General features: G+C 36.2%; 13 protein-coding genes. 5 read left to right on the top strand and 8 right to left on the bottom strand.

The window, feature by feature from the left end:
* Positions 1-39: 39 nt before the first annotated feature.
* Positions 40-384, bottom strand: coding sequence for an arsenate reductase family protein (locus REI64_RS12005; RefSeq protein WP_308850367.1), 345 nt, complete (start codon positions 382-384; stop codon positions 40-42).
* The gene (locus REI64_RS12000) at positions 384-1,586 is read right to left on the bottom strand and encodes an SH3 domain-containing C40 family peptidase (RefSeq protein WP_308850366.1); all 1,203 of its coding nucleotides are present in this window, start codon (positions 1,584-1,586) and stop codon (positions 384-386) included. The genes REI64_RS12005 and REI64_RS12000 overlap by 1 nt, the downstream gene beginning before the upstream one ends.
* A gap of 158 nt (positions 1,587-1,744) precedes the next feature.
* Here REI64_RS12000 and REI64_RS11995 point away from each other — a divergent pair, with 158 nt between their 5' ends.
* Positions 1,745-2,830 (top strand): ionic transporter y4hA, encoded by a 1,086-nt coding sequence (locus REI64_RS11995; protein ID WP_308850365.1) that lies wholly within the window; start codon positions 1,745-1,747, stop codon positions 2,828-2,830.
* Between the two features lie 66 nt (positions 2,831-2,896).
* Positions 2,897-3,376, top strand: a complete 480-nt coding sequence (locus REI64_RS11990) for a GtrA family protein (protein WP_308850364.1) — start codon at positions 2,897-2,899, stop codon at positions 3,374-3,376.
* 186 nt (positions 3,377-3,562) lie between these two features.
* Here the strand turns inward: REI64_RS11990 and REI64_RS11985 are convergent, their stop codons facing one another.
* Positions 3,563-4,252, bottom strand: a complete 690-nt coding sequence (locus REI64_RS11985) for an NUDIX domain-containing protein (RefSeq protein WP_308850363.1) — start codon at positions 4,250-4,252, stop codon at positions 3,563-3,565.
* A 123-nt stretch (positions 4,253-4,375) separates the two neighbouring features.
* On the opposite strand from REI64_RS11985, the gene pfkA reads away from it, so the two are divergent.
* From pfkA to gap, 3 genes are all read left to right on the top strand, one after another.
* Positions 4,376-5,365 carry a 6-phosphofructokinase gene (pfkA, locus tag REI64_RS11980; RefSeq protein ID WP_308850362.1) on the top strand — a complete coding sequence of 330 codons (990 nt, stop codon included), beginning with the start codon at positions 4,376-4,378 and terminating at the stop codon, positions 5,363-5,365.
* A 5-nt stretch (positions 5,366-5,370) separates the two neighbouring features.
* Positions 5,371-6,213 carry a hypothetical protein gene (locus REI64_RS11975; protein WP_308850361.1) on the top strand — a complete coding sequence of 281 codons (843 nt, stop codon included), beginning with the start codon at positions 5,371-5,373 and terminating at the stop codon, positions 6,211-6,213.
* Positions 6,214-6,343: 130 nt separating this feature from the next.
* Positions 6,344-7,342 (top strand): type I glyceraldehyde-3-phosphate dehydrogenase, encoded by a 999-nt coding sequence (gap, locus tag REI64_RS11970; RefSeq protein WP_308850360.1) that lies wholly within the window; start codon positions 6,344-6,346, stop codon positions 7,340-7,342.
* 1,052 nt (positions 7,343-8,394) lie between these two features.
* Here the strand turns inward: gap and REI64_RS11965 are convergent.
* From REI64_RS11965 to REI64_RS11945, 5 genes are all read right to left on the bottom strand, one after another.
* The gene (locus REI64_RS11965) at positions 8,395-8,853 is read right to left on the bottom strand and encodes a JAB domain-containing protein (protein ID WP_308850359.1); all 459 of its coding nucleotides are present in this window, start codon (positions 8,851-8,853) and stop codon (positions 8,395-8,397) included.
* Between the two features lie 480 nt (positions 8,854-9,333).
* Positions 9,334-10,170, bottom strand: coding sequence for a hypothetical protein (locus REI64_RS11960; protein WP_308850358.1), 837 nt, complete (start codon positions 10,168-10,170; stop codon positions 9,334-9,336).
* Entirely contained in the window at positions 10,163-10,486 is a 324-nt protein-coding gene (locus tag REI64_RS11955) for a hypothetical protein (protein ID WP_308850357.1), read from the bottom strand. The genes REI64_RS11960 and REI64_RS11955 overlap by 8 nt, the downstream gene beginning before the upstream one ends.
* A 142-nt stretch (positions 10,487-10,628) precedes the next feature.
* Positions 10,629-11,090 (bottom strand): hypothetical protein, encoded by a 462-nt coding sequence (locus tag REI64_RS11950; RefSeq protein ID WP_308850356.1) that lies wholly within the window; start codon positions 11,088-11,090, stop codon positions 10,629-10,631.
* A 27-nt stretch (positions 11,091-11,117) separates the two neighbouring features.
* On the bottom strand, positions 11,118-13,052 hold the full coding sequence (locus tag REI64_RS11945; protein ID WP_308850355.1) for a DUF3732 domain-containing protein: 1,935 nt from the start codon (positions 13,050-13,052) through the stop codon (positions 11,118-11,120).
* Position 13,053 lies beyond the last annotated feature (1 nt).

The following is a 13,053-nucleotide window of genomic DNA, read 5'->3' as shown; positions in this document are numbered from 1 at the left end:
GCTTCGTACCTCGCAATGACGACTTTGTGAAAGCTATAGTTAAAGAATACTATCAATAGCCTCTTCGCTTCTAGCAATTACAGCCTTGTCGCTATTGACAATAATTGGCCTTTGTATTAAAATTGGATTTTCATGCAGCGCCTTGATCCATTCCGCATCAGATAAGTTTTTATCCTTAAATTTCTCCAAATAAATCTTCTCTGTTTTACGGACAATATCAATTGGATTCAAATCCAATTTTGCCAAAAGTGATTTTAATTCAGTAATACTGGGAACAGCTTCCAAATAATTAACCACTTCGAACGGCTCTCCACTTTTTGTAATTTCTTTTAAGGCAGCGTTGCTTTTGCTACATCTGCTGTTGTGATAAATTGTAATGCTCATTACTTCTTGCTAAAATACCAATCGTGCTTTTCAACTTTAGTAATTTCTGGCTGATTGATCTGTGTTAAAATCCGCCTTGCGCCTACCAAGGTTTTAGTCTGATACTCATCATAATTAGTCGCCGTTGGCAAAATACTGCTGATCTTCACCATTCCTGCAGACTGGATAAATTCGCCATTGCCCATGTAAATTGCTGTGTGGCTAATGCGTCCACCATTCACACCTCTACGCTTAGCGGCAGAGAAAAACATCAAATCTCCGGGCTTTAAATTCTTCAAGCATTTTTCTACACTAACCGAATCATTTTCCGTTACGTCCAACTTTTCACCAACCAAAGCTTGTTGCGAGGCATCACGAGGAATGATCACACCATTCAAAAAGTAGGCAGTTTTGGTAAAGCCACTACAATCTACCCCTTTTATGGAAGTGCCGCCCCATAAATACGGTACGCCAATTAAAGTTTGCGCAGTTTTCAAAATCGCTTCAGTGCTAGGAATTGGTCTTTTTAACCAAGCACTATAATCTGCAGTTTGATTTGTTGGAATATAAGCTTCTCTCCCATCCGGAAAAGCAACTTTAGTAAACGAGCCTTCAGTAGCCAAAAATCTCAATACATTTCCAGCTACTAAGTCAGAAATCCTAGCAGCAGTCGGATCGGCTTTGACAAGAGCATGTCCATAATCGTTTACGTAAATTATTTTCTTTGCAGCTTGCCATTCTTTAAATTTGTTCTCGTTCATCAAAGCGATAGAACCACCGTCAGTCCAAGCTAAATAGCCATCAGGCGATTTCACCAAATAAAATCCACCCTGCTTTTTCAAGATTTGGATGGGCGTACCTAACAAGGTTTGTGTCATTAGCTCTGCGCCATGAAAAGGCTTGCTTCTATTGTTAGCTACCGATATTGTGGTTACACCATAAATTTGATCTTTCAATTGTTTTGATGGCAAGACGGACAATATCAGCTTTGCTTTTTCATTAGCTGCAAAAGAATTTCCGAAAGCAGACACGGCTTGTTCAGATGTACTTTCCACAAAAACAGAATCGCCTTTAAACCGAACGTCAAAATACACTGAACGTTTATCTGGGGCATATTTTTTCTGGATGGTATTAGCTGTTGCTCTGTACGCCAAAGTATCTATTTGGGCAGCTGCAGCCAAATTGAATAAGGCACAAGCCAAAAAGAAAAAACATCTTTTCATTTTTTTGTGTTTTGAGGTATATCTAGTGTAGCTAAGTTACAACATAAATGCTTATCTGCTTTTTAGTAGCCTAATATTTACACAGAACGCTTGGATACTAACTTGATAACCATATTTTTGAAAATTACCCAAAACACTCACATCGATAATTGAACGACATGTTAAAAAAACTACCGCTTCCGCTCTGGACAATTGCCCTACCTATTTTAGCTTGGATAGCCTACTTTTTGCCTCTTGATAGCATGGGCAGCTTTGGAACGATTTTGCTGGTAACACTTCTTATTGGCAGTGTATTGTCGGCGGTACACCATGCAGAGGTGGTAGCACATAAAGTTGGCGAGCCATTTGGAACACTAATCCTCGCTTTAGCAGTAACCACCATTGAAGTTTCGCTTATCGTTTCCTTAATGCTCACAGGCGGCCCTGGAACCGAAGCACTAGCAAGAGATACCGTTTTTGCCGCAGTGATGATTATTCTTACCGGTATGGTCGGCATTTGTTTGTTAGCAGGTGGCGTTAAATTTAAGCAACAACGCTTCAGTTTAGATGGTGTAAAAGCAGCCTTAGTTGCCCTAGCAGCCATTTTAACACTTACACTGGTATTGCCAAACCACACCACTAGCGTAGCAGGTCCTTTCTATAACGATGCCCAACTTATTTTCGTAGCCATTATTTCGTTGATCTTATACGGCACGTTCGTTTTGGTGCAAACTGTTAGGCACAGAGATTTCTTTTTACCACCAGACAACGACGAAAAAGGTATAGAAGCACATGCCGAACCTCCTACAAGAACAGTAGCGTTAAGCAGCGGCTTATTGTTATTAGTTTGTTTAGGCATTGTAGTGCTACTAGCAAAAACATTAGCTCCAGATATCGAAAACGCAGTAATTAGCGCAGGTGCGCCAAAAATGTTAGTAGGTGTAATTATTGCTGCAGTTGTTTTGCTACCAGAGGGCTTGGCAGCTTACAGAGCAGCAAGAAAGAACAGACTGCAAACAAGTTTAAACTTGGCTTTAGGCTCTGCGCTGGCAACTATCGGGCTTACCATACCTGCTGTTTCTATTGTGTCTTTAGTTTCTGGAATGACCATAACTTTAGGTATCGACACCAAGTCTGTAACGCTACTTCTGTTGTCGTTATTTACGATTATGCTTTCTCTCGGATCTGGTAGAACCAACATATTGCAGGGCGTTGTATTATTAACTATTTTTGCTGCCTATCTGTTTACCATTGTAGCACCTTAAGCTTCAATTTAAAGCAGGAAATAACACAGCACAAATGTTAAACAAGCAATTAACCTACAAAAAAGGATGAGGAAATTAGCGTTACGCATTATCGATTTTTTCTATCCCCCTTTTAAAAATTGGTTTTCTATCGGCACTTTTCGTTACATGGCGAGTGGAGGTATTACTGCAGCCTCTGGGATTGTTGCTTATTTCATTATTTACAACTACGTTTTGCACCAAAAAAACGTACACATTGGCGAGTACATGGTTACCGCTCCCATTGCTGCGCTTGCATTAGAATCTGTGTTCACCTTTCTAGTAGGCTTCACGTTAAACAAGTATTTAGTTTTCACACAATCGAACCTAAAAGGACGCATCCAATTATTTAGGTATGGCACCGTCGTAGCCACCAATATTTTACTCAACTACGCCCTCATGAAGATATTGGTAGAAGGTTTCCAGTTTTACCCTTCCATTTCTAAAGCTTTAATTACAGCAGTATTGGCAGTGTTTAGTTATTTCTCGCAAAAGTATTTCTCGTTTAGGGTAAAGAAAAACGTTTAATATTTGAAGCGCAGAACTAGTGCTGCTATATTCCGATAGTCCTCTAGTCACCTATGGTTATCTGGAGCTTTACACTACAATCTTTATCCAGGATAGTACCTTTGCCGACCAGGAAGAGATCGCATAAGTTTTACCTGCGTTTCATCTGTTTTGATTAACAGTTCTATTATTACAGTGCGAAAAAAATTAAAAAGAAATTTCTTTACCGAACAGCTTGTTGTACTTACGTTTATCAAACTTGTACAATGTAGCCGCCCTAAAAGATACCCCACGTTGCTTTTCTTCTAGCTCTTTAAGCACTTTAAAACTTAAAATCTTCTTACGGAAATTACGTTTATCCAGTTTCTTACCTAAAATAAGTTCGTAAACACTTTGCACTTGGGTAAGCGTAAATTTTTCTGGCAAAAGTTCGAAAGCCAATGGCAGGTGCTTAATTCTGCGCTTAATTTTCTCTAAACCTTTATTGAGGATGTTTTGATGGTCGAAAGCCAATTTAGGCAAGCTAGCCACGTTTACCCACTGCGCTTTTTTAGCGTAATTGCTAAGCGGTTTTAGTGGTTTATCGCCACCTAAACGTAACATGGCATAATAAGCTACAGAAATTACCCTACCCTGCGGATGTCGATTTACATCGCCAAAGGCATAGTACTGTTCCATGTAAATATCGCTTAGGCCAGTAAGCTCTTTCAAGATACGCTGTGCAGATTGATCAACACTTTCTTCGTGGTTAACCAAGTTTCCGGGCAAAGCCCACCAATCTTTAAATGGTTCCTCGTTTCTCTCAATCAACAAGATTTTAAGTTCGGCACCATCAAAGCCAAAAAGCACACAATCTATAGAGACTGCAAAATCAAAACCGGGGGTCACTTCTGTCAAAACAATCGCTTTAAAATGTTCGAAATATGGAACAAAATAAAGACACTTATTTCGTTAATTCATAAATTATTTGAAAAAAAATTACTTAGTGTAAAAAATACACGTTATATTCGTATAATCAGAATGAAACCAAATATTAAGAACATAGCAGTACTGACCTCAGGAGGCGATGCTCCAGGCATGAATGCCTGCATTAGGGCCGTGGTACGCACCGGAATTTATCATGGCAAAAACATGTTCGGTGCAATACAAGGCTACCAAGGTCTAATCAATAACAACATAATTCCGATGAATGCCCGCTCTGTAAGCAATATTTTACACATGGGCGGAACCATCCTTAAAACAGCCAGATGTTTGGAGTTTAAAGAGGATGCCGGAATGGAGATTGCCTTTAAGAATTTACAAGAAAAAGAAATAGATGGCTTGGTGGTAATTGGTGGCGATGGCACCTTTACCGGAGCTAAACGATTTGGCGAAAAATTTGGCGTTAAAGTAATTGGCGTGCCTGGAACGATAGATAACGATCTTTACGGATCTGACTTTACCTTAGGTTACGATACCGCCATTAACACCGTTATAGAAGCCATAGATAAGATTAGAGACACCGCCGATTCTCACGATAGGCTGTTCTTTATTGAGGTAATGGGCCGCGACTCTGGCTGTATTGCCTTGCGTAGTGCAATTGCCAGCGGTGCCGAAGCAGTACTTTTACCAGAAAGGGAAACTTCTTTAAAAGAATTGATTACCAAGTTAAAATCAGGTGCTTCAACCAAAAAATCATCGAGCATTGTAATTGTTTCTGAAGGAAATAAATACGGCGGCGCTTATGATATTGCGAAAGCAGTGAAGCGTAAGTTTACGCACTACGATACCAAAGTAACGGTTTTAGGTCACTTACAACGTGGTGGTAGCCCAAGTGGTTTCGACAGAATTTTAGGCAGCAGATTAGGTTTTGCAGCTACCAATGCACTTATTGCTGGCGAAAGCATGAAGATGGTAGGTTTAAAAGGAAACGAAATTGGCTTAACCTCTTTAGAAGAAGCACTTAGTGGCTTAAGTAATTACAAGCTGGAAGATGATTTGTTGCAAATGACACACGTTTTATCAATATAGTTAAGATGATAGCAGTAGTATATAGCGGATCAAAAAATGCTTGCTGGAAAATTTGGCAAGAAGGCACTGCCATGATCGAAACGCATACCGCAAGTGTTAATCCTTGTTTTAACGATCCTAAGCAAGTGTTGCAGGTGCTTAGCAAGAACATTACCTTGATCCATAATGCAGAGAATATTAGAAAAATCTACGTTTTCGCAGCAGGTGCCTCGGCCAAAGAGAAACAACAAGAACTTACCAGTACATTGGAGCAGTTCTTTGTGAATGGCAAAATTAAGGTAAAAGACGATGTGTACGGAGCTGCTATTGCTGCCTGCCACGATAAAACGGGCATTGTTGGCATTTTAGGCAGTGGCGCCAATTGTGCTTACTACAATGGCAAAAAACCAGAGAAGAACAATTACGGCTTGGGCTATATCCTTGCCGATGAAGGCTCGGCCAACTATTTTGGTAAAATGCTGTTGAAAAACTTCTTGGAAGGTAAAATGCCGGAAGATTTAAAAATGAAGATAGAAGCGCAGTACAACTTAGACCGACCAAGCATCTTAGAACGTGTGTACAGAAAACCGCAGGCGCAAACTTACCTAGCCTCGTTTTTGGATTTCTATCTCGATAATAGAAACCATACCTATATCCAACAGTTGTTGGCCCAAGGATTTGATAAATATATAAAAAGCTATATCATCCCTACGCTAGAAAAACATCCAGAAGAAGAAGTGCATTTTGTGGGTTCTGTAGCTGGCGCTTTCCAAGATCAATTACGAGAAGTGGCAAGCAAATACAACATCAGCATTGTATCAGTAACTAGAGAACCCATACACAACATATTAAATTATTACACCAATTAAATACGATGAGTCGTCTTTTGGACAGCTTCATCACCATTATTAAAACAAAAACCGATCCCGATTTTACATCGGGAGAGCTCATGATTACAATTAAATAAAAATAGATTACACAATCATAATTAATAAGAAAATGAAAATAGGAATTAACGGATTTGGCCGTATTGGCCGTTTAGCCTTTAGAGCCGCTGTAAAACGCAATGATATCGAAGTTGTTGGTATCAACGACTTAGTAGAACCAGATTATATGGCCTATATGTTAAAATACGATTCTACCCACGGTCAGTTTGACGGTACTGTAGAAGTTAAAGATGGCAATTTGGTAGTAAACGGAAAAACAATCCGCGTTACTGCAGAGAAAGATCCAGCAGCTTTAAAATGGGATGCTGTAGGTGCTGAGGTAATTATCGAATCTACAGGTTTATTCTTAACGCAAGAAACAGCTCAAAAACACATTGATGCTGGTGCTAAGAAAGTGATCATGTCTGCTCCTGCAAAAGATGACACCCCTACTTTCGTAATGGGCGTAAATCACAAAGAATTAAAGGCAGATCAGCATATCGTTTCTAATGCTTCATGTACTACTAACTGTTTAGCGCCAATTGCTAAAGTATTACACGATAAGTATGGCATTTTAGAAGGATTAATGACTACAGTTCACGCTGTTACTGCTACTCAAAAAACAGTAGATGGTCCTTCGGCTAAAGACTGGAGAGGCGGACGTGGAGGTTACCAAAACATCATCCCTTCTTCTACTGGTGCTGCAAAAGCAGTAGGTTTAGTATTGCCTGATTTGAAAGGTAAATTAACCGGTATGTCGTTCCGTGTACCTGTTGCAGACGTTTCTGTAGTAGATTTAACTGTACGTTTAGAGAAAGGTGCTAGTTACGAAGAAATTAAAACTGCGATGAAAGAAGCCTCAGAAGGTGAGTTAAAAGGTATCTTAGGTTATACTGAAGACGAAGTAGTTTCTTCAGATTTCTTAGGTGATGCTCGTACATCTATCTTCGATGCTAAAGCTGGTATCTCATTGAGCGATAACTTCGTAAAAGTGGTTTCTTGGTATGATAACGAGTGGGGTTATTCTAACAAAATCATCGATTTAGCTCAAGAAGTAGCTAAGCATATTTAAGCATGACATCCAAACCAAAAATAGAAAGCAGTGCCGAGAGGTACTGCTTTTTTGTTTTTTAACGGATAAGCTTAGGACAAGATTTAACCACCAAGACACCAAGAACACAAAGGCTATTTAAGCCTATCCTATCTGCACTAGATTTTAAACAGTTGAAATGAGTACAAACTTTCCCAAGTACGAAATCACGGCCTCTTAGCATATCGCCCCGTAAGCCAATAAAACGTTTGCAGGAACGGCCGGGCACCTACCAACTAAGCTGGGTGCAGATGTGTTTATCAACCTTTCATCTTTGCTGCAACAATGACACGTCTCATCCAGCACTATTAACGTTTTATTGAGCTGAAGCAAGATAAGGTTGAGCAACCTTGAAATTTATACCTTAGCGTTAATGTCTTTATTTACAGGTATGCTTTCGCTAATGCTCAGGTTGTTACTTTTGGTTCAAGCCAAATTGCAAAGCAATCTTGAATACCTTATAAAAAAAGAACTCATGATGAAAAAGGTAAAACAATGTTAATAAAAGTTAAATACAACATTATGATAAAACTTTTAAAAAGCAGCGCAAAATCTATTTCGTATTTTTGCGTTAATAGGTTAGTTTTTGCGGAGCAAAACTACAGACATAACAGTTAAGATACCTTTAAAGTGGCGAAACTGCAAGAAAACGCCCACAAAAGTCACAGAACTGTCATAACGCTTGACAAAATTAAATTTTCTTAGTGTACCATTTACACTAAGAAAAATAATACCTACATTTGTAGTGTTGATTTACATCAACGCCCTAGAATAGATAAAAGTCCTGAAAAGGAATAAAGAGCAACCCGTTCATACAGGTTTATATTTGGTTAGAAAGAGAGATATGCGTGGATGCGATATCTCTTTTCTTTTTTATAGGGTTTTTAACACCCTTCCAGATGCTTTAAAGCCACATTCTGTTATTTCTCACTAAAAGTTTAATTCCTTCAACGCTTCCAGTTATTAATCTGTTTATTATCTATTTTGTTGGAATTTGTTGGAATTTGTTGGAATATTTGTTGGAATAATCCGCTTCAAATATATGCCTCTTCTAACATACTGCAATAACCACTTTCACTAATTATCAAATGATCGTGTAACTCAATATCCAATAACTTAGCAGCCTCTTTCAATTTCTTAGTTATCCGTATATCATCACTAGATGGTCTTAAATTACCACTCGGATGATTATGTGCTAATATAATACTAGTCGCTGTAGACTTCAAAGCGATTGCAAAGACCACCCTAGTGTCCATCACCGTTGAACTTCCTCCTCCTTTTGATAGATCAACTATCCCTAAAACTCTATTGTTTCGGTTTAACAATATCATTTTAGCTTGTTCTAGGAAATTAATAAGGCTCATGTCCCAATTGTTCATTAGCACTTGATATGCTTGCTGAGAAGTACTGATTTGAGGACGTTCCTGTGCTTTGAAGTGTGGCTTGTAGCTTAGTTGCACTTCGGCAACGTTAAAGAATTCTGTTTGTTCCATATTATTTTAATTAATTATGGAGCATGACCAACCTTTGTCCGCAACTAAGCAAAGGAGGAACGGAATAAATAGGTAGTGCGTAAATGCCACGTGAGCGTTTATGCCGTAGTTCCTTTAAGCGTGTTGGGGAGAAAGGTTAAATTTGAGGAGTGATTTATGCAAAAATTGATAATTGAATTTCAATTAATTAGTTAACTGTTTTATATGATATCATTTAAAGTCAATTCTTGGCTAAGTATCGCTCTGTTGACCTCCTTTAGCAGTAGAACACTATCGATAACTTTTTTAGTTAGCCTCACATCGATATCAGCAATATCTTCGACTGCCAATCTAACATCAGACCTTTTTATGTAAAAAACAATTTTATCAAAATTATCTTTATAAAGCTGTCTTATGGATTCATAATCAGGTTTACTAATAAATTCTGACACGTCCCTATTTAAGTTCTTCTTTAACTGTTTATCAAATTCACTCATATTTTCAATAATTTCTGCATACAACTCTTTCAATTCTAGGAAAATCTTTTCCCATTTCTGATTTCAGGACATATCCAACTTCCAACTCAATTTTCCTGTTATTTTTATTCTTAAATTCATTTTTTATCTTAAAGGCATTCACGCCTTTTTGAGGTTTAAATATTTCATTACTAATAATTGTGTAATTCTTTTCATCAGTTTTCTCTAAAAAAGAAATAGAAATATATTCAATCTTTTCAAACAAAGTTTCATTAATAAAATTCAATTTGAGTTCTAAATTCTCACTCAAATAATCTTTTGGGCAATCGAATACAAAATTAGATGACCTCCCAGAAACCATATATCCTTTTCGTTTATCAAGTATCTCGTCGTCCAGCTTTGTGTTATAACCTTTTATTTCAGCGATATCAGCCTTATTTTCCAATATCTTCTTAGTTATATCACCTTTGACCTCACGCTTGTTCCCAATTATTTTTTCATAATTTTCAATATTTACCTTCAATTTCTCCAATTCAATATTTTGTAACTTTATGCTATCTAAGAGGTCTTTCATCCTATTTCTAGCTAATTCTAAGCTATGCAGGTCTACTTTATTTAAATTTGAAGTATCAATATTTAGACTATTCCTTTTAGCTAATAATTCACTAACCTCCTCATACTGATCATTGAATATAGAGTCGTAATAAAAACTGATTATTAACGAGCTTAATAGAGTAGCGACGACTAGAGTCATAGTTATATTCTTTGCTTTCTTATCTTTATTTGCAGTAATAAAAATATATAGTGAAGCAATTAAAGTCGCTATTAACGGAAGTATGTAGATGTAGTTAATATTACTCATTTCCGGAGGCTTCAATTTGGTTAGTATTTCTTTTTAACATTGCTATTAAGGTTCCACTCCAACTTATTCCTGCAAAAATCGAAGATTTAAGTGAGCTTGGGTCTAACAGTACGTAAGCTAGTAAAGCTCCAATAATCGGTAACAATAAAAAGTCGACTCTAAAATAAAAGGCATCAGTTTTGTTTGGGAACATTTTTTTTATAAAAGGTATCGTTCCCTTGAAGTCATCGCTATAAAGCGATAACAAATGTGCACATAATGCGCCTAACCAAGTCTGGAATAAGATAATCCAATTGAATTCACTAAAAATTTCCACTTTTTACATTTTTGGTTCTAACATGGGTATCTAGGTAAAATCGGTAGCTATTCTGTAAATTAATCTAAAATTGGATTTAAAAATTACTATCAGTTAATCCTCCCGAGCGCTTTAATTTAATTACAACAAATATAATTGATTTTCATAACAGACTGAATGAGTCTTTAATAAACTGAACATCTTCGGTAGAAAACTTATTCCATTTCACGCTACGTCCATCTACATTTGGTTCGGCAGAAAATTGCTCAGCTTTAATGTGAGTTTGGAATTTATCAATGAGATTTATAATTAATTCGTCAAGTTCTAATCCTAAGTCCGATTTTGACATTACTCCAATCGAAATATTTGTCAGCTTTTGACTATCCTGAACATAATAAACAGCATTTTTTTCCTTTCTAACCTCTGCGATTAACGTCTGTGTTCCCATACAATATCTTATGCAAGTTTCAAATGTTTTACTAATCGCCATTTCTTGAATTAAAGAGTTGATGTTATAATTCATTGATGAAGGAAAATATTGTTGACTTCCTATAAGAAATGGAATTGTCAGCCCGTCTTTGCCTCTTTCACGTTGTTTAAGGAGTAATATTTCCCAATATTTCATATATGCATAAGTTCACTAATTTAAAAACTAAATCAATTTACTTCCATCTTTGCTCCAGCGATATTTAATAAATTGATCAAGCTCACTTTCATCTGCATGCTCCAAAACAATTACTTGAGGCTTATAACCACATTCGTTCTCAATATTTAAAATTTCATCAGATATTACTTTGAAAATATTTTTTACTTGAACAATATTATCATCAACTTTTTTTTGTTCATTTTCTACGACTTCATCCAATTCTTTATAAACTTTTGGAAAGTATACCTGACTAGGTTGATCCAAAACTAATATTGACGGTATTTTTGAAGTCTTAGTTATGCTATGGAGATACAAGAAACCTAAAAATGCCGATAAATGTATTGCTAACCAGTTTGAGCCACTTCCCATCTCAGATAGCAAGATATTTTCTTTACCTTCAATATTGTACTTCAAGCTAAATTTTTCCAGATCAAATAATATCTTACCTGGTTTGAATTCTTCTTCAAAATCAAGCAGATCACAAATATCACTCATCTTATTACTCAGTATTATTTGAGCTCTTTGCAACTCTTCTTTTAGATTGAAACCAGCAAGTTTGTTTTTGAGTTGTTCAATTTCTGCTTCTAACTCTGAATAATCACTTTTACTATTTGATAAAATCTTATTTCTTTCAATAAGGTTTTGAGCATTCGCTTCTGTTCTTCCTTTTAACAGTAACCCTTTTTCATATTCATTCTTAGTGCTGAACTCTGTTAATATCTGTTTATTTAAGCTTTCAGCTTTAATATTGAGTTCTTTTAAATGTCTTTTCAAGACATCTCTCTCTTTTCTAAGTGAAGCATTTTGAGTTGATGTATCATTTACGTATGTGCCAATTTTTTCAAACTCTTCTTCTAATGTCTCATTAGATTCTCGAATTACGCCAATTTTATCTACTATCGCCTCTACTTCTTGCTCGCAAAGTGGACAGTGAATTTCACTAACATTAGTTTCGATTGACGCTAAAGACTTTAATCGATTAATATTTTTATAATAATTTTTAGATATGTCATTATTAGATTTAATTGTATCTAATAAATTCTGAACTATTTCTAATTCTTTCTTTTTCTCAAAGATCAAATCATCTACTTTTCTAAGTTGTTCGTTAAGATTTTGATCACCTACTGAGTTAGCGTTGGCACTTGGCAAAGCTGTAATAAGCTTTTTAAGTTCAGGTAAATTTATATCGGCAGACAGTTCTTTCCCTAAAAATGTGTAGTAAAATGACAAAACAGTATAGAGGTCGTCTCTTAATTGTTCATTGCTGATTTTCAACTTCTCGTCTAGCTTTTTCTTTTGACTTAATTCTTTCTGCTTACTTTCCAGATTTCGCTGTAAATCAAAAAAATCAGCATCTCCGAATCCCATTAGTATAGGATAATCATCAATAGTTTTTTTTCTCTTGTAAAAATCATCAAACCTGTAGAAAAGACTATGCTTATTAGCAATTAAATTTTGATGCTGAAATAAAAAAGGCACAAAACTTCGCATTGTTACTTTGCCTCCAGATTTCCTCTTATCTTCTTCTTCATCAGCTCTTGTATCTAAGACAGAAATTCCGATATGTTTTTCAAATTCTCTTTTAGCTTCATCTAAATCAAGCAGTTTCCTGTCATAAAAATATTCAATAGAAAAGTGTTCAAGAAAAGTCGAACTAATTTCGACATTGAAATACATTTGATTACTATTTTTTCTTCTTCCAATAATTAAATGCTTGTCTTTCACTCTATATATTATGCAATAAAGATCTGTCCAGTCGGTTATAATTCCTTTTGGAATAGTAGATCTACTTGCAAACAAACAATAATCGATAATCTCAATTACTGCGCTTTTACCTGTTTTAGAATCGCCAGAAATTATATTTAATCCCTCATCGAACTTTAGTGTCCGTGATTCCTTGGTATCTTTAAAAAGACATATACGTGATATTAATGCTTGCATA

The organism is Pedobacter sp. (genome assembly GCF_031119335.1).
Taxonomy (GTDB): Bacteria; Bacteroidota; Bacteroidia; order Sphingobacteriales; family Sphingobacteriaceae; genus Pedobacter.
The sequence above is the reverse complement of the archived record's forward strand: the minus strand, read 5'-3'. Positions and strand labels throughout refer to the sequence as shown.

Excerpts from the sequence above, each read along its gene's own strand:
- REI64_RS11960 (WP_308850358.1), bottom strand. The coding sequence starts at position 10,170 with ATGAGTAATATTAACTACATCTACATACTTCCGTTAATAGCGACTTTA.
- REI64_RS11945 (WP_308850355.1), bottom strand. The coding sequence starts at position 13,052 with ATGCAAGCATTAATATCACGTATATGTCTTTTTAAAGATACCAAGGAA.
- pfkA (WP_308850362.1), top strand. The coding sequence starts at position 4,376 with ATGAAACCAAATATTAAGAACATAGCAGTACTGACCTCAGGAGGCGAT.
- gap (WP_308850360.1), top strand. The coding sequence starts at position 6,344 with ATGAAAATAGGAATTAACGGATTTGGCCGTATTGGCCGTTTAGCCTTT.
- REI64_RS11950 (WP_308850356.1), bottom strand. The coding sequence starts at position 11,090 with ATGAAATATTGGGAAATATTACTCCTTAAACAACGTGAAAGAGGCAAA.
- REI64_RS12000 (WP_308850366.1), bottom strand. The coding sequence starts at position 1,586 with ATGAAAAGATGTTTTTTCTTTTTGGCTTGTGCCTTATTCAATTTGGCT.
- REI64_RS11990 (WP_308850364.1), top strand. The coding sequence starts at position 2,897 with ATGAGGAAATTAGCGTTACGCATTATCGATTTTTTCTATCCCCCTTTT.
- REI64_RS11995 (WP_308850365.1), top strand. The coding sequence starts at position 1,745 with ATGTTAAAAAAACTACCGCTTCCGCTCTGGACAATTGCCCTACCTATT.
- REI64_RS11975 (WP_308850361.1), top strand. The coding sequence starts at position 5,371 with ATGATAGCAGTAGTATATAGCGGATCAAAAAATGCTTGCTGGAAAATT.
- REI64_RS11965 (WP_308850359.1), bottom strand. The coding sequence starts at position 8,853 with ATGGAACAAACAGAATTCTTTAACGTTGCCGAAGTGCAACTAAGCTAC.
- REI64_RS12005 (WP_308850367.1), bottom strand. The coding sequence starts at position 384 with ATGAGCATTACAATTTATCACAACAGCAGATGTAGCAAAAGCAACGCT.